Source organism: Pseudomonas sp. lyk4-TYG-107, assembly GCF_030209055.1.
In the GTDB taxonomy this organism is placed as follows: domain Bacteria; phylum Pseudomonadota; class Gammaproteobacteria; order Pseudomonadales; family Pseudomonadaceae; genus Aquipseudomonas; species Aquipseudomonas putida_A.
Genome location: NZ_JARVST010000029.1, coordinates 34,880 through 55,245, shown reverse-complemented (window position 1 = coordinate 55,245; position 20,366 = coordinate 34,880). Strand labels below are relative to the sequence as shown.

The following is a 20,366-nucleotide window of genomic DNA, read 5'->3' as shown; positions in this document are numbered from 1 at the left end:
AGATGCATTGGCCTGCTGGCATGCGTTCAAGCTCGATGCAGCTTTGCCGGATGAGTCGCTGTCTGTCAAATGGCGGTTGTGATCAACTGCGCAACCACGTGTGAATCTTCAATGTTTGCAGGGCAAATACGCGGGCATTGGCTATAACTGTAACTCCCCCAAGCAATTTCTTCGGCTTTCTGACAGGAGTTACAGCATGAAGCTTGCACTGATGATGAGCACCCTCTGCATCGCCACGCTTGGAGTGGCGGGGTGTTCGAGTAAGGTTGTCGAGCCTGACCAGTACTCCGGATTTCTCAAGGACTACAGCCAGCTCCGGGAAGCCAGATCACCGTCCGGTGCCGAGGTAATGCGTTGGGTCGATCCGAAGCTCGACATCAACCGGTTTACCAGCGTCTACGTCGAGCCGACCCAGCTCTATCCCAAGCCGCAGGCGACGGTGAAGATTCCGCAACAGACCCTCAACGGCATCACCAGCTACTACGATCAAGCGCTAAAGCGCGAAATCAGCAAGTCCTTGCCATTGGCCAACGGCCCTGGCCCCGGTGTAATCGTGGTACGTGCGGCGATTACTGCCGTGAGCAGCCAGACCGAAGGCCTCAAACCGTATGAAATCATCCCGGTTGCGCTGGTTGCGGCAGCGGTCAGCACGGCTAGCGGTATCCGCGATCAGGAAACCACACTCGCCACCGAAGCGGTGTTTCTCGACGGCGGCAGCAATAAGGTTGTGGCCCAGGTTGTGCGCAAGGGCACTGGCAAACCATTGGCAAACGACACTCAGGTAATGAAAGCCGATGACGTCAAAGCGGTGATCGATGGCTGGGCGGCGGACATGCATCAGTCCTATCTCAAGCTCAAGTCGAAGTAAGATCCGCCAGCGGGATCGTTCAGGGCGAACGATCCCGTGCGTGTTTCATCAGAACTCGGCTCGGGCCTGGCGGTTGTAATGACTGAGCAGACCGTCGTAACTCCGGTTGACTGCGTGGAAGTCGTCGCTCAGTTGCTGCGGTGGTGCGTGGTCCTGCCAGTCCTTGTGCAGTGTTTTCAACGCCGCCAGATAGCGGGTCGCTGGCTCGCCGATGTGGAACCACAGATCCCGCGCCGCGTCCGTCTTCGTCCTGAACGCGTTGTTTTGCGAGACGAGGAAGGGTGCCCGACGATCCCATGCCTGCTGCAGCTTTGCCGTGGTGTCGGCCAGCAATTGTGGCGTCAGTGTGCGGTTTCTCATGCCTTCATCGAGCAAGTCGATAGTTTCTCGGGCCTGGATCATGTATGCCAGTAAATACCAATGGATATCCTTGCCCAGACGCGCTTCCATCCGTTTCAGCTGTTCGGGGCGTTGCGCGGCGTCCAGTGGCAGCAAGGCTTCTCTCAGGGCCGTTGACGCCTTGATGTAACCGCTCGCAGCGGACTCGATGAATGCAGATTCGACAATGATGGCCGCCGGGTTTTGCGACCCGGTCGAAAAGCTGGCTTCCCTGTAAATCCGGCCGACCGGAATCACCGTCGCGAGTGTATTCAGCGAGCGGGCGTATTCAGTTGCCTTTCGCGCCAATTCGGGCTGGTAGGCCAGTAATTGAAGTTTTTCGGCGAGGCCTTGAGAGCAGACGTCGCGCTGTATGTCACGCACATTCAACGCATCGCTGTCGTCGAAATCCTTGAGGCCAAGCATCCATTGCTGGTTGTGAGGCTGAGGCGGCTGGGGACTCTTGTAACGGTCGTAAGCCACTCGCCATTGCACGTCGACCCGGTTGACGCAGCTGATGAGCGGGCTCAGGGCATTGGCCTGGGCGGTGATCGGCGCATCGCGTCCGTCCAGCCAGAGGTCGAGTTGTGAGAAGGGCCGACTGGCCCCCATCAATCCCATCACGACAACGGCGATCACCAGACCAATGGGGAACAACAAGTTCGCGTTTTTCACGGTCGCGCCTCCTTGCCGTACCACTGCTCAACGGTGGCCGGTGCGTTGCATTCGGTGGTGGTCGCCGGCATACGGCTGCACGAACGTTCAGTCCAGGGTTGCAACCCCTGATTACGGTTGACCGTGCCTTGGCTGGCGATCACGTTGATGACACCCAGCACAACGACCAGAACCACTATCCCCAGACTCGTCAGACAGATTTTCAGAATTGGGCTGCTCTGCTCCCAGGAGACCTGCGGTTTGACCTGGCGCCGCCGTACCAGCCCGAAAACTGCGAGGGTTGCGGTGTATACAACGCCAGCGATCGGACCGAAAAGCCAACTGAGTCCTGCTGCCATCAGCGCACAGGGAATGAGGTCGCGCAGAACTCCGAACGGCGGCGAGTCGGAGCGCAAGCCCAGGCGAAGGCGTGCACTGAGCCGGTCATCCAGTAACCACCAGCGATGGGCCAGATCATGCACCAGCCAATTGAGCCCGGCTGCGATCACGGCAAATACGACCGTCGTGATCATGACAATGTTGATCAGCCCGCTGACGCGCAGGCCCTGCGGGATGAAGTGGGTAAAAGAGCCGATCAGACAAGCCAGCACGACACCCACGTATGTCGGCCAATCGTTGAAACTCAATTCCCAGTCGCGCCAGAAGAACGCGGTGCCACCGGGCATCTCCGCCCAGACCTGTGGGTTATTGGCGTACAGCGCCGAGCTCAACTTACGGCACTGCGCCCAGTCTTCTTCGCGCAGGCGTCGGGCCAGAGCGCGACGTTGATTGAAGGGGCCGTTGCCCAGGAGCATGCGCGCGGCGCGGTGTTCAGGCGTGGCGAGCGGTGCCTCGGCAAGCTGGCGCTGCCGCGCGAGAAAAATCGGCGCTTCATGCCGGGCGAGCAGGCGCGTCCATTCACTCTCGGGGCAACGGTTGGTTGGGCCTGGGTGCCAGCCCTGGCCGGCGCATACCTGTTCGAAAAGGTTTGAGGACCAGTAACGGCTATCCAGCAGCAATTGACTGAGGAGCAGGTTGAGCCATTGCCGGTGCACTTCTGCTTCGAGCCACAGGTACTGCGTGCAAGACTTGTACGCCTGCAGAAAATCTTCGTCGTCCTCTAGTTCAAGGGCGTCACGCAGGGGGCGAGCGATACGCTCGCGCTGCTGAGCGAGCAAAAGCGTGATCGATTCCTCGTCCAGTTCAAGGCGCTGCCAGGCACTGAACCAGTGAAATGTGGGAATCGCCCAGTCCACCAGAGATTCCGATGCATCGGGATGCTCGATGCAGTGCTGCAGGACAGTGTCTTCGAGGATATGCGCGCAACCCTGTTGAACGGCCATCGCATGACGCTGGACCAGTTCGTCGAGGCTGATGCCCGTCAGCGAACGCGTCACTTGCTGCAGCGCGTCGACTTCTACCACCGTCAGACCGGTAAGGTCCCAGTTGCCGTCGTCATCCTGCTGGTCGTCGTTGAACTGCGCCCATTCCTTGTAGTTGAGGGCCTGCTCATACGCGTCACGCAGGCGCTGAAAACCTTCGGCGTCGTCGTCCGGACGGGTATTTTTGAGGAGGGCAGCGTATTGGCGTTTGATACTGCGCGTATCGGCGTCGGGCGTCAGGCCCAGGACGGTCCAGCAACTCATTGCGTATACAACTCCATGAAAACCTGCGACGCGACCCAGTGATGGCAATTTGATTTTGCGCACCCTACCTGTTTCGCGTCGAAAAGTCCTCAGCCGTTGCTCATTTGCCGACGAACCAGCGGAAGTATGGATTGCCGCCGTCGCTCTGCATCACTTCGCTCATGTCCCGCCCCCAGGCATCGCGGTCGCCGTTGTAGGCATGCAGGCTCGCGCGGTAGAACTGCAGCAGACGCTGGCGGTGGGTCTCCATTCGCTCAGTGAACCCGGTATCGGCATTCACCAGTGGCGGCGGCACATACAGATCCAGCAGCGCCGGCAGCACCCGGGTGATTTCCTGGCTGCGCACCCACGGCGCGTATTCGATCCGGGGCTGATCATCCGTCACCGCCGGCGCGTTTGCCGCAAAGCGTTCAAGGCCTGCGCGGTCGGTGACCCAGGTCGCGAGCAACGCTGGTGCCGAGCCAATCCCGACATCCTGCAATGTGCTGCGTACGCTGGCCTGCTGGAAGCGCTCGGTGATTTTCGCCGCGTCCAGTGCCATCGGCTGCAGCGAACCGACCAGCAGCATCTCGTGGAACTCGCTGGTCCACAGCGAGGCATACGGGAACACGTCGAGGAAGCTGCGTACCAGTGAGCGAGAGTCATCAATGTTTTGGGTCGGCAACGGCAGCCATTGCGCGACGATGCCTTGTTGTTCAAGACGACTGGCTGCCAGTTGATAAAAGTCGCGGGAGTACAGATTGACCACACCGGCCGCCGATGGCGGTGGCGGTTCGAGGGTGATCAGGTCGTAGGTCTGCGGGCTGCGCAACAGTTCCTGACGACCATCGCGCAGGCGCACTTCGACGCCGGGATCGTTGGCGGCGTTGAAGTTGCCCTTGAACAGAGGCGCGGCCTTGACCACCGATGGCAGCAGTTCGGCGACCACCCGCTGTTCCAGGCCCGGATAGCGCAGCAGGGCGCCGGCGGTGATCCCGGTGCCGAAGCCGATCACCAGCGTCGAGCGCGGCTCGCCGTTATGGATCAGCAGTGGCAGCAGCGCCTGGATGCGCATGTAGCGCAGCGACGGCATGGCGTCGCCGGTGTTGGACACGCCTTGAATGTACAGGCGGTGGAAGCTGTTCTCACCACGGCCCTGAGCGACCACCGCCACGGTGCCGCCACGGCCTTCCTCGTAGAACGCCAGCGTGCCGTTACGCGCACCGGGCAGCAGACTGGCGAGTTTGTCCACTGGCGTCAGCACGGCGAGCACGACCGACAGCAGCCCCAGCGCGACCACGGCCTGACGCCGGCCTTTTTTGACGTGATGACCCTTGCGGACGGCCACGTAGCCGATGCCGGCCGCGATGATCGCCAGCAAGCCCAGCGTGCGCACCAGCCCCAGCAGCGGGATCAGCAGAAAACCGCAGAACATCACCCCGACAATCCCGCCCAGGGTGTTGAACGCAACCACGGCCCCGACATCGCGGCCGACCCGCTCACGACCGACACTCAAGCGCAGCGCCAGTGGAAACGCCGCGCCGAGCAACAGCGTCGGCACAAACACGATGCTCAGCGCCGCCACGGCGAAACGTGCGCTCATGCCGGCCAGCTCGCTGGCGCCCATCGCCAGCAGCCAGCTCTCGGCCTGACTTTGCGCCAACACCAGCCAGCGCCCGAGCAGGGCAATTTCCAGCAAGGCGATCAGCCCGGCACCGGCAATCAACAGACCGAACACGCCCCATGGATCGCGAATGCGCTCGACACGGCGGGCGAGCAGGGCGCTGCCGATGAACAGCCCGGTCAGGTACGTCGCGAGCACCACGGCAAACGCGTAGGTGCGGGTGCTCATGAACTGCACGATCGACTGCGACCAGACCACTTCATACCCCAGCGCCACGCCGCCGGCGATGGAGTACAGCCACAGTGCGGTGTGGTCTGCGGCTTGCTCGGTGTGATGTTTGACCGGGGCCGCAATCGGCATCGGATGCTGACGCTGCAGCCACAGCGCGCCGGCGGCGGCCAGCAGGTTGAGCATCGCGGCAAACAGCGCGCTGCCACGCACACCGAGGGTGGCGATCAGCACAAACGCGGCGAGCAGGGTGCCGGCAATTGCGCCCAGGGTGTTGGCCGCATACAGCTGACCGCCGGCCCTGCCCGGATCAGCCGCCAGCGAGCGCACCAATACCGGCAGCGTGCCGCCCATCAATACCGCCGGAATCCCCACCAGCGCGAATGGCAACAGCCAGGCCAGCAGGCCGACATGACTTTGCAGCCAGGCAAACGGATTCGCCGCCAGGCTCATCGCGACCGTCGCGCCAACCCCGAGTATCGCCACCAGCACTTCCAGCCCGGCATAGAGCAACACCGGTTGCTGCAAGCGATCGGCCCAGCGCCCGAACAGCCAGCCGCCAATGGCCAGACCGGCAAAAAACGCGCTGATGCCGGTGGTGATGGCATAGACCTCGACGCCGACCACCAGCGACAACTGCTTGATCCACAGCACCTGATACACCAGCGCGGCGGCGCCGGAGATGCACAGCAGCAGGGCGGGGATCAGCAGCGCCGGGGTGGCGGCTTGAGTGGTGGGTATGGCCGACGGCTTGCTGGCGATACGTGAGAGCATGCGGGGGACCTTGTTCAAATCACACAATATTCGTGACGGTGCGGGCCTCATCGCTGGCTTGCCAGCGATTGGGGCCGGCGCGGTCTCAGGTGAAAACAGGGCCGCCCGCCGATGAGGGCGGACGGCGGTTCAACGGTCTTACTGTGCAGCCGGAGCCGCTTTCATTTTCTCTTCAATCTTCGCGTCAACCGCAGCACGGATCTGGTCGATGCTGAAGCTCGCCGGTTTCTGGCTCGGCGGATACTCGATGAAGGTCTGCAGGAAGCGCGCTGCCTTGGTTGTCGCAACGGCAACCAGGTAAACGTTTTTGGTCGACCAGTCGTAGTATTGATCGGAAACCACGTCGGCCCGCTCGTACGGGTCCATTCTCAGGTTGAAGATCTTGGGCACGCGCAAGGGCGTGAACGGATTGCTCCACACCGCAAAACCACCCGGCGCTCGCTGCTCGGCGAAAACGGCCTTCCAGTTGCCAAAGCGCATTGAAACCAGCATGCCGTCGTCGTTGAAGTAGTAGAACTCCTTGCGTTCACCGTTGGGTTGCTGGCCGGTCAGATAGGGCAACTGGTTGTAACCGTCCAGATGCACTTTGAAGTTGTTGCCTCCGGAGGTCGGCGCCCAGCCCTTGAGCAGCTTGTCTTTCACCTCGGTGTCACCGGCTGCAGCGAGCAAGGTCGGGAACCAGTCCAGGCCCGAGAACATCTCGTTGGAGACTTCCCCCGGTTTGATCTTGCCCGGCCAGCGAATCATCGCCGGTACACGGTAGGCGCCTTCCCAGTTGGAGTTCTTCTCGTTACGGAACGGCGTGGTCGCCGCGTCCGGCCAGGAGAACTGATTCGGACCATTGTCGGTGGTGTAGACCACGATCGTGTTGTCGGCGATTTTCAGGTCGTCGAGGGTCTTGAGCAGTTTGCCGACATCTCCGTCGTGTTCCAGCATGCCGTCGGCGTATTCGTTGCCGGGCATGCCGCTCTGGCCCTTCATCGAGTCACGCACGTGGGTGAACAGGTGCATGCGCGTGGTGTTCATCCAGACGAAGAACGGCTTGTCGGCCTTGGCCTGTTTCTCGATGAACGCTTGCGCGGCAGCGGTGGTTTCGTCGTCGATGGTTTCCATGCGCTTGGTGGTCAGCGCGCCGGTGTCCTCGATCTTGCCGTCGGCGAAACTGTGGATTACGCCCCGTGGCGAGTTGGCTTTGACAAAGTCCGGGTCATCCTTGGGCCAGTAGGGGCGTTCGGGTTCTTCTTCGGCGTTAAGGTGATAAAGGTTGCCGAAGAATTCGTCGAAACCATGGTTGGTCGGCAGGTATTCATCTTTGTCCCCAAGGTGATTCTTACCGAACTGGCCGGTGGCGTATCCCTGAGACTTGAGCGCCTGAGCGATGGTGATATCGCGCTTTTGCAGGCCGACAGTCGCTCCCGGCGCACCGACTTTCGACAGGCCGGTACGCAGCGGCGTCTGGCCGGTGATGAACGAGGATCGTCCGGCGGTGCAGCTGTTCTCCGCGTAATAGTCGGTGAACATCATGCCTTCTTTGGCAATCCGGTCGATGTTCGGGGTCTTGTAGCCCACCACGCCCATGGAGTAGGCGCTGATGTTGGTCTGGCCGATATCGTCGCCGAAGATCACCAGAATGTTGGGTTTCTCAGCCGCTGTGGCAGTTGCCGACAGCGCCATCACCGAGGTTGCCACCAGGGCGAGTTTCGGTAGCCACTTGCGTATGCGAGTCATCTGACTTGCTCCTTATCGCGGGGGTCGTTGTTGCGACTTACGTTTCTTGCAGTCCTGCATCACGCTTTTTCTTATTGCACCTGCCCGGTTGCCGGTGGATCGAACGGGTAGATCCGGCGCCATTCGGTCGCCATGTCCACCACGGTCCAGCCACGGGAATTCGCTTCGTCGAGGGCTTTGTCGAGTCGCCCGATATCGGATTTTCGGTCGTAGGCCCACTCGCGTCTGGCGTCGGTGTGGTGCACCAGCCCCACGAAGCGTTTGCCGGGGCCGGCGGCGGTCCACTGCAGCATCTGCAGGTCGCCGTCAGAATTGCCGAACGCGAGGATCGGCCGTTTGCCGATCACTGCATCAATGCTTTCCGGTTTGCCCGGGCCGTCGTCGTTGTGCGCCAGTTTCCGGGTGCGCAGGATCGAGGCTTTGCCGTCCCTGAACTGGAACGCGGTGACGAACGTGGTGCCGATCACCTGTTCCGGCGGGATGCCGTAGACCTTCTCGGCAAAGGCGCGCATGAAGCCGGTGTCGCCGCCGGAAACGATATAGGTCTTGAAGTCCTGGCTGCGCAGGTAGTCGAGCATTTCCAGCATCGGCTGGAAGATCATCTCGGTGTAGGGCTTGCCGGTTTTCGGATGTCGAGCCTGGCTCAGCCAGGTCTTGGCGTAATCGTCGAAAGCCTCGGTGGTCATGCCGGTGTGGGTGGCGCCGAAGATCTTGATAATCCCGTCCATGCCGGCGGCGGCCAGGGCCTTATGATCATTTTCCAGCACGGCTTTGAATGGCTGGGTGGTTTGCCATTCCGGGTGCTGCGGCGCATTGCGCTTGACTTCGTCGAGGGCGAACAGCAACTCGAAATACATCGGCTGCTCGCTCCACAGGGTGCCGTCGTTGTCGAACACGGCAATGCGATCGGCGGGTTTGACGAAATCTTTGCCGGACTGATCGGTGACCGCTTGCACAAACTCGATGATGTGTTTTTTGGCCGGGCCGTCGTTCCATGACGGCAGTGGCTCGCTGGCCTGGGCCAGCAGTGGCAATGCCAGCGCAAGCAACAGCGCAAGGCTGAAACGTTGACGCTGCTGCGGTGGATGGGTCATGGGAAATCCCTTTCATGAACGGGGTTGAGCGGGCGCAGGGCCGGGGCCGGTTTGTGCTGCTGTTGGGCGGCCTGACTGTGAAGCGTAGTCAACGATTCACGCAGTTGAGCGAGTGTTTGCGCAGTCTGCGGATCACGTCCATAAAGTCCGCGCAACAGGCCTTGCAGGCGCGGGCCGGCATTCACCAGTTGCAGCCCGAGGCGACTGCGCCGCAGCCACAGATACAAGGCGCTCAATTGCGCCGGTTGAGCCTGCAGTTGCGGGTTGATCTGCTGCCAGGCGAAGTCCGCCGATTGCTCCCAGGCCAGTTGCCGCGCGTGCTTGCGCGCCTGCCATTGGTGCCGTGCACGCAACAGCGCCGGACGCAGCCAATAACCGACGCCAATGCACACGGCGAGCAGCGCCAGCCACAGCAGCCAGCGTGTGGAAAAGTGCTGGTTGTTGCGGCCGAGCTGCCGGAGATCGTCGGTGATCGAAAACACCGGTTTGTAGGCGCTGTTGGCTGCGGCTTCGAAGGTCACTGCCGGCACTTGCGCAATGCGGCTCTGCTGCGTTTTGACGTCCCACCATTTCACCGCGATGGCCGGCAGGGTGTAGGCGCCAGCCTTGTCGATGCGGTAGATGACGGCGTCGATCCGCTGACCGCCGAGCACGTTGCCGCGGCCGTCATCCAGGCGGGTGACTTGTGGGGCCTGCAGGTAACGACTCAGGCCGGCCACGTCAGCCAATGGCGGAACTGGAAGCGCCATCGCCAGTGCGCCATCGGCTTGCAGGAGCAGTTGCCGGGTGATGCTGTCACCGGTTTTCAACGGGGTTGCCGAGTTGGTCAGGCTTTGGCTCAGGCGCACATCGCTGGCCACCAACGGCGTTTCTCCGGGGTTGAAGCCGGGTGGCTGAGCGGCACTGAAGTGCAACGGTTGGCTTTGGGCGCTGATTGCTGTGCTGGCCTGACCGGGTGTCGCACTGACCGTCAACGGCGGAATATCGAAGCGGCGGGCGACATTCGGGGTGATCAGGTAGCTGTAGCGCAAGCCGCTGAAGGATTGCCCGTCGATGGTCTGATTCAGGTGTTGGGCCTGGCCGTCCGGCGGCGTGACCAGGGCGCCGTCGAGTTTCAGTTCGGGCAGGGTGGCGGCGCTGGTGAACCAGGTGTCGGTGAGCACGTCGACTTGCAGCTCGAGCAGTCCGCCGACCATCGCGCCTTCGGCGGGTTGCAGGTGCGCCTGGATTTTCAGTTGGGGTTCGGCGGCAGAGGCCTGGATTGTGAACAGGCAACTGGTGAGCAGGGTCAGCAGGGTTGCGGTGATCAGGCGGGCGCCATCGCGAGCAGGCTCACTCCTACAGAAGATTTTCGGCGCACACAGATCCCCTGTAGGAGTGAGCCTGCTCGCGATGGCCGCAATCCGATTCATGGTCTGGCCCCCGACTGATCCTGCAAACTGAATTTCTGCTTGAGAAACTTCGCCGGCGAGGTGTTCAGGTTTTGCAGCCACAACGCATCGGACGTCGCCTGTTCAGTCTCGACTTTTTTGCTCTGGCCCTTGCCCAGCGCCTTGTCGAATTTCACTTCGTCCGGTTTGGTCTCGGGGGCGTTCTTTTCGGCGCTGTCGGTGTCCTTGAGCAACGCCTGCGCCAGCGCCAGATTGGCCGTGGCTTCGGGGAACTGCGGTTGCCGCTGCAAGGCCTGGGTGTAGGCGGCAATCGCCTGATCGAACTTGAAGCGCCGTACGTAAATGTTGCCCAGGTAAAACCACGCTTGCGCCGTGTCCAGCCGGGCAAAGGTCGCCAGTGCGAGGTCGTAGTCTGCCGCGTGATAGGCCGCCACGCCTTTCCAGTACGGATCGACAAACAGCGCCGCCGCTTGCGGCCAATGCTCATGCTCGGCGGCCCAGCGCCCTTGCTGATCGCGGGTGAAGAACGCGTCGGTCAGTGCGCTGGCCTGGGCGGGTGCGGCAGGCCAGCCAAGGCTTGTGGCCAACAGCAGCGCCGGTACCCAGTTGACGCTCCAGCCCTTGCGCACACCGAGCAGCGCCAACAATAGAAGAGGCCAGCACAGCCAGTAACCGGCGTCCTTCCAGTGCAATTGCTGCTGTTCGGCGCTGGCACTCTGGAAGTGTTGTTGGGCGTGCAACTCGATCCAGTCCAGATCATCGTCGTCGAGGGTGAGGCTGCCCAGCGGCGCGCCCACAGCTGCGGCCAGTTTTTTGAGTCCCGCCGGATCGAAATGGCCGAGCAGCGGGCGCCCGTTGCTGTCGACTGCCGGCTGGCCGTTGGCGCCCTGAATCACGCCGCCATCCGCGTTGCCGACCGCCAGTAACAGTACCTGCAATTGGCTGTCGTCGAGTTGTTTGCCGAGACCCTCGAGCTGTGCAACGTCAGCGCCGTCGGTGATCAACAGCAGGCTGCCCGGGGTTTGCTCGGCGCTGAGCAGGCGTTTGGCCTGCTCGATGACCGCGCTAACGTCCTTGCCCGGTTTGTCGATGAGGCCAGTGCCCAGCGCTTGGATGAAGGTGTCGAGCAGCGCCGGATCGTCGGTCGGCGGCAACACCAGATGCGCGCTGCCGGCATAGGCGATCAGTGCGGTGCGGGCGCCGGCGCGACGCTGAATCAGGTCGTGGAGCTTGTGTTTGGCCGCTTGCAGGCGCGTCGGAGGCACGTCGCTGGCGTCCATCGACGGCGACAGATCCACGGCGACGATCAGCGGCGCGCGATTCTGCAGAAAATCCGGGCGATCCTGCTCCCAGGTCGGCCCGGCGGCGGCGAGCGCCCCGAATGCCAACACCGCGCACAGCCAATGCACCGGGCGCAGGCGCTGCTGATCCGTTGGCGTGACCAGCAGGTGCGGCAGCAAGTGTTTGGCGATGTTGCTGCGCAGCCGCCGTTGCAAGTCGCGGCTGCGGCGCCAGAGCAGCGGCAGCAGCGCGGCGAAGAGTACGAGCAGCAGCCACAGCGGGCGTAAAAAGTGCAAGTCGCTGAGATTGATCTCCATCTCAGACCTCCTGCCGCTGGCGGGCAAGCGCCAGGCGCGGGCGCCGCAGGGCGCCGAGGTGATACAGCGCCAACAACCCCAGTGCCGCGCCCAGCGGCCAATGGAACAACTCGCGTTGCGGCTGATGGCTGAGGGTTTTCACCTGATGCGGGGTGAGGCGGTCGAGGGTGTTGTAGACCTGATCCAGCGCCGTGCGATCTTCGGCGCGGAAGAACTGCCCGCCAGTGGCTTGGGCGATCTGTTGCAGCCCGCGCAGATTGACCTGCGCCTCGCCGGAAGCCGTCGGGTCGCCGATGCCGATGGTGTGAATGACCACGCCCTTGTTGGCGGCCATTTCCGCGGCGTGGTCGGGGGTGATCGCGCTGCTGGTGTCATTGCCGTCGGTGAGCAGGATCAGCACCTTTTGCTGTTCGTGCGCCTGGTCGAGCAGCTTCAGGCTCAAACCGATGGCATCGCCGATGGCGGTGTTCGGCCCGGCCATGCCGATGCCGGTGTCGGCCAGCAGCAGCGCAAGGCTGGCGTGATCGAGGGTCAGCGGCGCCTGCGGATAGGCGCTGCTACCGAACACGATCAGACCGATGCGGTCGTCCTTGCGCTTGTCGATGAAGCCTTGCACCACCTGTTTGACGGCGGCGAGGCGATTGATTTTCTGGCCATCGGCATTGCTGAAATCTTCAGTCTCCATCGATTGCGAGAGGTCGATGGCGAGCATCAGGTCGCGTACCGGTTGCTGGCGTTCGATGGGCTTTTCGACGAACACCGGGCGCGCGGCGGCGAGCAGGATCAACGTCCACACCAGAAGATTGAGCAGCATTTGCCAGGGGTTCTGACGATTGCCGACCCGGCTCGGCGCTTCCCCGACGGCGCGGCTCATGGCGCCGAAAAACGGCACGCGCACGGCGCTGCGCGCCTCCTGATACGCCGGTAGATAACGCAAGGTCAGCCACGGCAATGGCAGCAGGAGCAACAACCACGGGTAATCAAGCTGCCACATGGTGCTGCTCCACCCAATGTTGGCAGGTGTCGAACAGCGCCTGGCGCTGTTCGGCGGGGAGGGCGCGCAAGGTGGCGTCGGGGGCGTAGGCGAGTAGGGCCAGTTGTGCGCTGAAGTCGTCGGGCAGCCTGGTTTTGCAGTGCTGCTGCAGAAAGGCTTGCCACTCATCTTTCCCCAGCGCCGCAGGACTCTGTGGGAGCGGGCTTGCTCGCGAAAGCGCTGTGTCAGGCGCCATCAATGTTGGATGTGCCGACGCCTTCGCGAGCAAGCCCGCTCCCACAGGGGTTGTGTTCCTGTTTCGGGATTGGGTTGGCATCGAAAGGGCCACGCGTTTGAGCAGTTCGGGCAACTCGCGCAGGGCATTGAGATCAGCACTGCGCCTACGTAATTGCGCCAGCCCTTGCGACTCATCTCTCCCCAGCGCCGCAGGACTCTGTGGGAGCGGGCTTGCTCGCGAAAGCGCTGTGTCAGGCGCCATCAATGTTGGATGTGCCGACGCCTTCGCGAGCAACCCCGCTCCCACAGGGGTTGCGTTCCAATTCCGGGATTGGGTTGGCATCGAAAGGGCCACGCGTTTGAGCAGTTCGGGCAACTCGCGCAGGGCATTGAGATCATCACTGCGCTCACGCAACTGCGCCAGCCGCACCAGCGCTTCGCGCCGATACTGATCCCGTCGCCACTGCACATAACGCCGCACGCCAACCATCAACGCCAGCACAACCAGCAACGCCAGCAACAGCCACCAGCCCCAGGTCTGCGGCGCATAACTCACCGGCGCCGGCAGGCTCAGCTCCTTGAGCTGGCCGATGTCGGGGATATTCGGGTTCATCACCGTGGGCCGGCAGACTTGCCAAGCTCGGCGCGCAATTGCGCGTGGGCCTCTTCGGCGGTGCTGAACATCATCAGCGGCACCTGACTGCGACGCAGCAGGGTGGCGACATCCTTAAGGCGGCCACCGAGATAATCACCCAACGGCTGATGCACGCTGCGTTTCTCGACAGCCAGTTCCACCTGCAATTGGCCTTGGGTGACCAGCAGCCGGCCATCGCTCGGCAGCTTCAAGGCCAGTGGATCGTAGACTTGCAGGGCAATCACGTCGTTGTGCGCGCGCAGTTGCCGCATCAATTGCAAGGTGCGTTCACCCGCCCCGGCGAAGTCGCTGACGATGCAGATCAAATGGTCGTGACCGGCCAGCGCCAGGCAACGCTGCAAGGCCTTGTCCAACTGGTCCTCGTCTTCGGCGTCGGGATTGGCCGCGTTCAGCGCCTGATTCTGTTGCGCCACGCGGCTGAGCAAGGCTTCGACCCGTTTGCGGCTGCGCAACGGCGCGATGCAGTCGATGCGCTGATCGTTGAACACCAGACCGCCGACCCGGTCACCGGCGTTGAACACCATCCATGCTGCCAGTGCGCCGAGTTCAGCGGCGAGGGCGGATTTGAAACTGCGTCGCGAGCCGAAGAACATCGACATGCGCTGATCGACCACGATCAATGCCGGGCGATCGCGTTCTTCAGTAAAAGTGCGTACCACCGGTTTGCCGGTACGCAGCGAGGCGCGCCAGTCGAGGTGGCGTAAATCATCACCGGGCTGATAACGGCGCAGCTCATCGAAGTTCAAACCACGGCCACGCAGGCGCGAGGCATGGTTGCCGGCAAGGATGCTGCCCTGAGGCTGACGCGCCAGAAAACTCAGGTCACGGGCCTTGAATTCCAGCGCCATCAATTGCGCCACAGACACGTAGACCAGACCGTCCGTGTTCATGCCGGAATCGCCACTTTATCCAGCAAACGGTCGAGCACCTGATCGGCAGTCACGCCATCCGCGACCGCGTCGTAGCTCAATTGCAGGCGATGACGCAGCACCGGATGCACCACGGCGCGCACGTTATCCGGCGAGACGAAATCCTGGCCCTGCAACCACGCGTCGGCCCGCGCGCAACGATCCAGGCCGATGCCGCCCCGGGGACTGGCACCGATGCTGATCCAGCGTCCGAGGTCTTCGTCGTAATCGGCCGGGTGGCGAGTGGCGTTGATCAGGTCGATCAGATAGCGGTCGATGGCCGGTGATACGTGCACCGCGCTGACCTCCTTGCGCGCAGCGAAAATCACTTCCTGTGACAGGCTGAAGCCCTTGCCCGGCGCGGTGTTCGCACCCTGGGCAAACTCTTCGGCGCGCAACAGGCGCAGCACCTGGCTTTCATTGTCGGCGCTGGGGTAATCCAGCAGCACCTTCATCAGGAACCGGTCCATCTGCGCTTCCGGCAATGGATAAGTGCCTTCCTGCTCGATCGGGTTTTGCGTGGCGACCACAATGAACAGCTCCGGCAGCACATGGCTGGTGCCGGCCACGGTAATCTGCCGTTCCTCCATGGCTTCCAGCAGCGCCGCCTGGACCTTGGCCGGGGCGCGGTTGATCTCGTCGGCGAGGATCAGATTGCCGAACAGCGGGCCGGGCTGGAAGCGGATCTCGTTTTGCCCGGCGACCTGATGCAGCACTTCGGCGCCGGTGATGTCCGAGGGCAGCAAGTCCGGGGTGAACTGGATGCGGCTCATCTTCGCGTCCAGATGCGTGGCCAGCGCCTTGACCGTGCGCGTCTTGGCCAGCCCCGGCAGGCTTTCCAGCAGCAAGTGCCCGTTGGCCAGCAGGCCGAGGAGGATCTGCCGAATGACCTGATCCTGGCCGAGTACGGCTTCAGCGATGCTCGCTTGCAGGGCGTTGAGGTCGGTGAGTGCGGTCATGGGACAGTCCTTTGTGGCCGGTCTAGAAAAACGCCAGGGTCATGTTGACGGCAATGCCGTTGCCTTCGGGTCGGTTCTTGGTGTCGAACTCCGGTACCCAGCGCGCACTGATGTTGGCTTGGGCATCGGCGAATTTGCCGCTCCAGGCGACTACCGGCCCGGCGCCGACGGAGCGTCCACGGAAGCCATTGAGGCTGTCGGCGGTCTGCCCCTTGTCGTCGGTGACTTGCTGGATATAACCGGCCGCGAGACCTGCGCTCCAGCCACTGCCGAAGCCGTGAGTCCACAAGGCGTCGAGGGTGAAGATGTTGCCGTTGCGGTAATCGGTGGCGGTGTTTTCGGTGTAGAACTCCAGGCCACTGGACAGGGTGAACTCGCCACCCTTGCCGTCCAGATGGGTGAAGGCCACGGTGGGCATGAACGTGTAGTTGTTCTGCCCGGGGTTGGCCAGTCGATTGTCGTTGTAGGCGCCGGTCGGCACGTAGATCGGCAGGGACAACGCGATGTGGTTCAACTCGTCGAAGTGGTAGCCGGCGGCAATCGGGGTGACCAGCGCGTCGGCGAACTGGGTCCCGGAATCGCTGGTTCCGAGGGTGCGTCCGCGCGGGCCGGTGATGGCCGCGTCAATGTCGGTGTACTGCACTGGAACGCCGATTGCCGAGGCGAAGTTCCATGGGCCTTTGCCGGTGTCCCAGATGTGCGTCAGGTTGGTCATGGTATAGGAGACTTTCATGTCGATCCCGGCACTGACTTCACCGGAAATCGGCGCGCCACGACTGCCCTTGAGCGATCCGTCGTACCAGATGCTGGTCACCGAGACGACCCAGCCCGGCTCGGGCGGGATGATCCCGGCGTTGGAATATACTTGTTGCCCGGTGATCGGCCGGCCCACGCCGCCCTCGGCTGCATAGAGTTGAGTACTGCCGATCATGCACAGCGCCAGCAGCGGACGCACAACGTAAGGCTTGACCATCACTGGCTCCGTTTATTGTTTTGAGTTGACCGGGTTGAGCAATGGCATCTTCCACTCGCCGCTGGCCACTTCCGGTTTCGGCAGGTACAGGCGCAACACGCCGTAGAACGGCCCGTTCGGTGCCGGCAGCCAGTTGGCCTGCTTGTCCTTGCCGGGATTGTTGTGCTGCACGTAGAGGGTCAGTCCGCCGTCGGCATCGAGCTTCAAGTCGGGCAGCATCCGCGAATTGATCAGGTAGCGATTGAGCGGGTTGGCCACCAGTAATTTGCTCTTGCCGTCGTACATGGTCAGCGACCAGAAGGCGTCGGCCGGGGGCAGGGCGCCCTTGTCGAAATGCAGGGTGTAGTCGTGTTTCGCTGCGTCGGCCGGCTGGCCGTCCTTGTCGACGAAATAGCCTATGTAGTTCGCCTCTTCGGCAGAGTTGCCGAAGATGCCCATGTTGGCGCCGGCGTAGCGATACAGGTAATTGCCCTTGAGGTGATCGCGGGTGCCAAACAGGTCACCACTGCTGATTTCGTGCGTGTCGACCTTGTCTTTCTTGAACGCGGCGAATTCCGCTTTGGCATCACTGATGCCGTCTTCAAGGGCCTTGCGTTGCTCGGCGCCGAGCTGTTTCAGGTCGAATGGCTGACCGGCACCGATGCCGATTTTGGCGAAGCGCGCGAGCAGGTCTTTTTCGACGTCCTGCGGCGGAGTGAAGGCGAGCATGAAGTTCAGGTAGCGGAACAGCTCCGGCGTTTCGCTCATGGTCGGCGTCGGTTTCGGCCAACTGACTTTCGGTGCTGGCGCCGGAGCTTTCTGTTTCACGTATTTGCTCAGCGGCTCGACCTTGTAGCCTTTCTGGATCTGCCTGACCTTGCCCAGATCTTTTTCGTCGAACAGCTGCGTGCGGTACAGCGCGTAGGCGATGTTGCTTTCGCTGCGCACCAGGCGGTCGATGTTGATCGGTTGCTGACCCTGCCAGTCAGGCCCGGCGATCATGAAATGGCCACCGTTATTCCCGGTGCTGCGGGTGCCCAGATAAGCGAAGTTCTGCGTGTAGGCGTCGATCAGTTGTACCGAGTAATAACGGTGCTCTTCGATCGGTGGCAAGGTCAGGATCAGTGGCTCGCTGCGCAGATCCATCCAGACGAACGAGTAGGGCGTGTCGGCGTTCGGCGTGACGAACGCGGTGTCTTTGGCAGTGAAGGCCTTGGCGGTGTTGCCGATCTGGTTGAACGGTGCCTTGAAGTTCGGGCTCTTGCTGTCCACGGCCTGGGTGTAGAGGGTCTTGTACATCTCCACTACCGGGAAGCCATACAGATAAGCGTCCTTGGCGATGCCTCGGGCTTCTTCGGGGCTGGCGCTAAAATCGGCCCAGGCGCTGCTGCTCAAGGCGAGGGTCAGAGCGGTCAGCCATAGATTGCGTGTGTTCATGCGGCATCCTTATTCATTGCACGACCGTGATGTCGTCGAGTTTCCAGCTCTTGTCGAAATAGGCTTCGGTCGGCGCGTACAGGCGGAAGTAGCTGAACCAGTGCTTGCCGGGCACGGTTTGCACCCAGTTGTTTTCGAAGCCTTTGGGTGCGCTCGGGCCGAAATACAGGTCTACCGAGCCGTCGGCGTTTTTCTTCAGATCCTGGCGCGAAGACAGGTCGGCCTTGCGCTGCGGATTGTCGATCAGGCAACGGCTGTCGATGTCGTACACGGTCATCGACCAGAACTGCTTGGCCGGCGGGTTGGCGCCGACGTGCAGGCGATAGGTCTTGCCGCCGTCGAGCCAGTCACCCTTGGCGTCGGTGTAGGCACCGAGGTAGGTCTGACCGAGGCCCGGGGTCTTGGAAACCATGCCCTTAGTGTTGGTCACCGCTTCATAAAACCAGGCGCTGCGTTCCCACAACTGGTCGTAATAGGCCACGCGTTGCGACGGTTCGGCGATGTTCAACACCGTGTCCCAATGCCGGTCGGGCCAGTACTGCGCGTCAGGAAAGCGCTTGGCAAAGGTGTTGGCCTTGGCGATCAGTTCACCGACCTGCGCGCCGGACTCCAGGGCCTGACGCTGCTGGGTGTTGGGGTTGAAGGGTTTGTCCTTCTCGATGCCGAGACTGGCGAGCATCGCCATATAGAAGCGGTCACGTTCATTGACCGGTTCTTTCTGGATGATCTGGTGCAGCCGCTGCCAGTAAGCGATGCCGCGCGGCTGGGTGCCCGACCACTTTTTACCGTCAGGCGACAGCAGGCGAGTCTTGCTCGGCTCCGCACGTTTGGCGTACGGGTACATCTTGAATTGCTCGACCAGCGCCTTGCCTTTGGCCGGATCCGGATCCAGCACCCGGAAGCCCACCAGCACGTTCATGGTTTCCGATTTGGCCAGGTAATACTTGTCGGCATCGGCCGGTGGCTCCGCGCCCGGCGGCAGCACCAGGTATTTGCCGCCCTGGCCTTTGTCCGGGCCGGTCTGGCCCATGTCGATGATCGCCCGCTGCCAGAAATCGCCGATGCCGCCGGCGGTCGGTCCCGGTGGCAGTTCAATCACCAGCGGCCCGGTTTCGCTGAGGTCGACGAAGCCGAGAATGTACGGCGTGGTGGCGTTGGCGGTGATCACGCCGAGTTTGTCTTCGTAGCTGTTGAGCACCATCAGATCGCCGTTGCGTGCGCCAAGCTTGTCGCGAAACTCTTCCTGCCACTGCGCGTAGGACACCAGTGGCAAGGCCCACAGGTAACTTTGGGTCGCCTGCTGGAAATCCAGCTCGGCGTAGAGTCTGGCAATCGACTCATGGGCCGGCAGTTCGCCTTCCATGGCGATCTTGCCGATACGCGTGTCGAGCTCCTGGGCACCGACGCCGCAGCTGGCGAACAGGGTCATCAGGCTGAAACCGGCAGCGCGTAAAGCGATGTGCATGGCGATGTCCTTATTTTCCGAATGTCACGTTGATCCCGGCGAACAGGGTGAATTGCGGCACGCCATCGCCTTTGCGTTCGACGGTCCACTGCGGTTCGAGGAAGGCGTTGAGAATATTGCTCCCGGACTTCCAGACTTTGCCCGCACCCAGGCCGATCGGGATGTAGTGAGTGTTGTTCTTCAGGTCGAACGTCCAGGTGCCGGTGGAGCGCAGGTACCAGCCTTTTTCCAGGTTATGAATGATGAACGGCTGCAGGGTTGCGGTTTCGACATGCGCGCGGTCGTGGTCACCGGCGAACGAGCTCTGGTACTGCACCAGCGCACCGAGCAGGCCTCGCGGCGACGAATCGATCGCTACCGCAGCGAGGCCGGCCTGCCACTTGCCGGTGCCCAGTTCGTCCTCGGCAGCGGTCGGCGCGGTGATCTGCGGGCCAATACCCAACTGCACGCCGTCGGTCTTGAGCAGAAAGATGTCGAACAGATTGAGATCGCCGATGCCGGTGCTGTAGCCGCCGCGCGGATCGGGGCGGGTGCTGATCGGCATCGTTGCCCGCAGCAATTGCGGCACACCGATGAAATCGTTGGGCGCAATCGGCAACGTGCCGCGCAGCAAAGCATCGTTGGTGTGCAGGTTGCTGTCGAACAGCTTCGGCGTGTAGTAATCCTGCAGGTTTGCGCCGGGCGCGAGGTTCAGCGGGTTGTTGCTTTTGTTGGCCTCTTCGGCGTTATTTGCCAGAGCACAGAACACAGGCGCCAGCGAGCTCGCCAGCAGCAAGGCGTGAATCCCCAATTTTTTCGACATGATCCCCGTTTCCCTG

Annotated in this window: 15 protein-coding genes and 2 pseudogenes; 1 reads left to right on the top strand and 16 read right to left on the bottom strand. The window is 62.1% G+C overall.

The genetic code is table 11. The features are described from left to right. Positions 1-196 precede the first annotated feature (196 nt). Complete coding sequence (locus QRN61_RS23430; RefSeq protein ID WP_097090079.1) at positions 197-868, top strand: DUF3313 domain-containing protein; 672 nt, start codon at positions 197-199, stop codon at positions 866-868. Between the two features lie 48 nt (positions 869-916). On the opposite strand, the gene QRN61_RS23425 is transcribed toward QRN61_RS23430, so the two are convergent. The 16 genes and pseudogenes from QRN61_RS23425 to QRN61_RS23350 all read right to left on the bottom strand — a co-directional run bounded on the left by QRN61_RS23425 (position 917) and on the right by QRN61_RS23350 (position 20,350). Next, entirely contained in the window at positions 917-1,921 is a 1,005-nt protein-coding gene (locus tag QRN61_RS23425; protein WP_285375694.1) for a DUF3829 domain-containing protein, read from the bottom strand. Beyond that, positions 1,918-3,546 carry a J domain-containing protein gene (locus tag QRN61_RS23420; protein WP_285375693.1) on the bottom strand — a complete coding sequence of 543 codons (1,629 nt, stop codon included), beginning with the start codon at positions 3,544-3,546 and terminating at the stop codon, positions 1,918-1,920. Before QRN61_RS23420 ends, QRN61_RS23425 begins: the two co-directional genes overlap by 4 nt. A 100-nt stretch (positions 3,547-3,646) precedes the next feature. Further along, positions 3,647-6,151: a fused MFS/spermidine synthase gene (locus QRN61_RS23415; RefSeq protein WP_285375692.1), complete on the bottom strand. Its 2,505-nt coding sequence runs from the start codon at positions 6,149-6,151 to the stop codon at positions 3,647-3,649. Between the two features lie 138 nt (positions 6,152-6,289). Continuing rightward, positions 6,290-7,879 (bottom strand): arylsulfatase, encoded by a 1,590-nt coding sequence (locus QRN61_RS23410; RefSeq protein ID WP_096797328.1) that lies wholly within the window; start codon positions 7,877-7,879, stop codon positions 6,290-6,292. A 71-nt stretch (positions 7,880-7,950) separates the two neighbouring features. Then, positions 7,951-8,973 (bottom strand): HAD family hydrolase, encoded by a 1,023-nt coding sequence (locus tag QRN61_RS23405; RefSeq protein ID WP_285375690.1) that lies wholly within the window; start codon positions 8,971-8,973, stop codon positions 7,951-7,953. Continuing rightward, positions 8,970-10,385, bottom strand: a complete 1,416-nt coding sequence (locus QRN61_RS23400) for a hypothetical protein (RefSeq protein WP_285375689.1) — start codon at positions 10,383-10,385, stop codon at positions 8,970-8,972. The genes QRN61_RS23405 and QRN61_RS23400 overlap by 4 nt, the downstream gene beginning before the upstream one ends. Further along, positions 10,382-11,962: a VWA domain-containing protein gene (locus tag QRN61_RS23395; protein ID WP_285375687.1), complete on the bottom strand. Its 1,581-nt coding sequence runs from the start codon at positions 11,960-11,962 to the stop codon at positions 10,382-10,384. Before QRN61_RS23395 ends, QRN61_RS23400 begins: the two co-directional genes overlap by 4 nt. 1 nt (position 11,963) lies before the next feature. Then, on the bottom strand, positions 11,964-12,956 hold the full coding sequence (locus QRN61_RS23390; protein ID WP_285375685.1) for a vWA domain-containing protein: 993 nt from the start codon (positions 12,954-12,956) through the stop codon (positions 11,964-11,966). Beyond that, a pseudogene (locus QRN61_RS27820) lies at positions 12,943-13,353 on the bottom strand (DUF4381 family protein); the annotation flags it as partial. The pseudogene QRN61_RS27820 and the gene QRN61_RS23390, both read right to left, overlap by 14 nt. Beyond that, positions 13,345-13,785, bottom strand: a pseudogene (locus tag QRN61_RS23380) (DUF4381 domain-containing protein); the annotation flags it as partial. The pseudogenes QRN61_RS23380 and QRN61_RS27820, both read right to left, overlap by 9 nt. Beyond that, entirely contained in the window at positions 13,785-14,717 is a 933-nt protein-coding gene (locus QRN61_RS23375) for a DUF58 domain-containing protein (protein ID WP_096797334.1), read from the bottom strand. The pseudogene QRN61_RS23380 and the gene QRN61_RS23375, both read right to left, overlap by 1 nt. Then, on the bottom strand, positions 14,714-15,694 hold the full coding sequence (locus tag QRN61_RS23370; protein WP_095135538.1) for an AAA family ATPase: 981 nt from the start codon (positions 15,692-15,694) through the stop codon (positions 14,714-14,716). The genes QRN61_RS23375 and QRN61_RS23370 overlap by 4 nt, the downstream gene beginning before the upstream one ends. A gap of 22 nt (positions 15,695-15,716) precedes the next feature. Continuing rightward, positions 15,717-16,667, bottom strand: coding sequence for a SphA family protein (locus QRN61_RS23365; RefSeq protein WP_096797335.1), 951 nt, complete (start codon positions 16,665-16,667; stop codon positions 15,717-15,719). Between the two features lie 12 nt (positions 16,668-16,679). Next, a complete protein-coding gene (locus QRN61_RS23360) occupies positions 16,680-18,083 on the bottom strand; it encodes a DUF1254 domain-containing protein (RefSeq protein WP_285375681.1) in 1,404 nt (467 codons plus the stop codon). A 13-nt stretch (positions 18,084-18,096) separates the two neighbouring features. Next, positions 18,097-19,548: a DUF1254 domain-containing protein gene (locus QRN61_RS23355; protein ID WP_285375679.1), complete on the bottom strand. Its 1,452-nt coding sequence runs from the start codon at positions 19,546-19,548 to the stop codon at positions 18,097-18,099. A gap of 10 nt (positions 19,549-19,558) precedes the next feature. Continuing rightward, on the bottom strand, positions 19,559-20,350 hold the full coding sequence (locus QRN61_RS23350; protein ID WP_285375677.1) for a hypothetical protein: 792 nt from the start codon (positions 20,348-20,350) through the stop codon (positions 19,559-19,561). Between the last annotated feature and the right edge of the window lie 16 nt (positions 20,351-20,366).

What these genes read in the sequence shown, in the direction of transcription:
- QRN61_RS23430 (WP_097090079.1), top strand. Translation starts at nt 197, where the DNA reads ATGAAGCTTGCACTGATGATGAGCACCCTCTGCATCGCCACGCTTGGA.
- QRN61_RS23420 (WP_285375693.1), bottom strand. Translation starts at nt 3,546, where the DNA reads ATGAGTTGCTGGACCGTCCTGGGCCTGACGCCCGACGCCGATACGCGC.
- QRN61_RS23415 (WP_285375692.1), bottom strand. Translation starts at nt 6,151, where the DNA reads ATGCTCTCACGTATCGCCAGCAAGCCGTCGGCCATACCCACCACTCAA.
- QRN61_RS23410 (WP_096797328.1), bottom strand. Translation starts at nt 7,879, where the DNA reads ATGACTCGCATACGCAAGTGGCTACCGAAACTCGCCCTGGTGGCAACC.
- QRN61_RS23405 (WP_285375690.1), bottom strand. Translation starts at nt 8,973, where the DNA reads ATGACCCATCCACCGCAGCAGCGTCAACGTTTCAGCCTTGCGCTGTTG.
- QRN61_RS23400 (WP_285375689.1), bottom strand. Translation starts at nt 10,385, where the DNA reads ATGAATCGGATTGCGGCCATCGCGAGCAGGCTCACTCCTACAGGGGAT.
- QRN61_RS23395 (WP_285375687.1), bottom strand. Translation starts at nt 11,962, where the DNA reads ATGGAGATCAATCTCAGCGACTTGCACTTTTTACGCCCGCTGTGGCTG.
- QRN61_RS23390 (WP_285375685.1), bottom strand. Translation starts at nt 12,956, where the DNA reads ATGTGGCAGCTTGATTACCCGTGGTTGTTGCTCCTGCTGCCATTGCCG.
- QRN61_RS23375 (WP_096797334.1), bottom strand. Translation starts at nt 14,717, where the DNA reads ATGAACACGGACGGTCTGGTCTACGTGTCTGTGGCGCAATTGATGGCG.
- QRN61_RS23370 (WP_095135538.1), bottom strand. Translation starts at nt 15,694, where the DNA reads ATGACCGCACTCACCGACCTCAACGCCCTGCAAGCGAGCATCGCTGAA.
- QRN61_RS23365 (WP_096797335.1), bottom strand. Translation starts at nt 16,667, where the DNA reads ATGGTCAAGCCTTACGTTGTGCGTCCGCTGCTGGCGCTGTGCATGATC.
- QRN61_RS23360 (WP_285375681.1), bottom strand. Translation starts at nt 18,083, where the DNA reads ATGAACACACGCAATCTATGGCTGACCGCTCTGACCCTCGCCTTGAGC.
- QRN61_RS23355 (WP_285375679.1), bottom strand. Translation starts at nt 19,548, where the DNA reads ATGCACATCGCTTTACGCGCTGCCGGTTTCAGCCTGATGACCCTGTTC.
- QRN61_RS23350 (WP_285375677.1), bottom strand. Translation starts at nt 20,350, where the DNA reads ATGTCGAAAAAATTGGGGATTCACGCCTTGCTGCTGGCGAGCTCGCTG.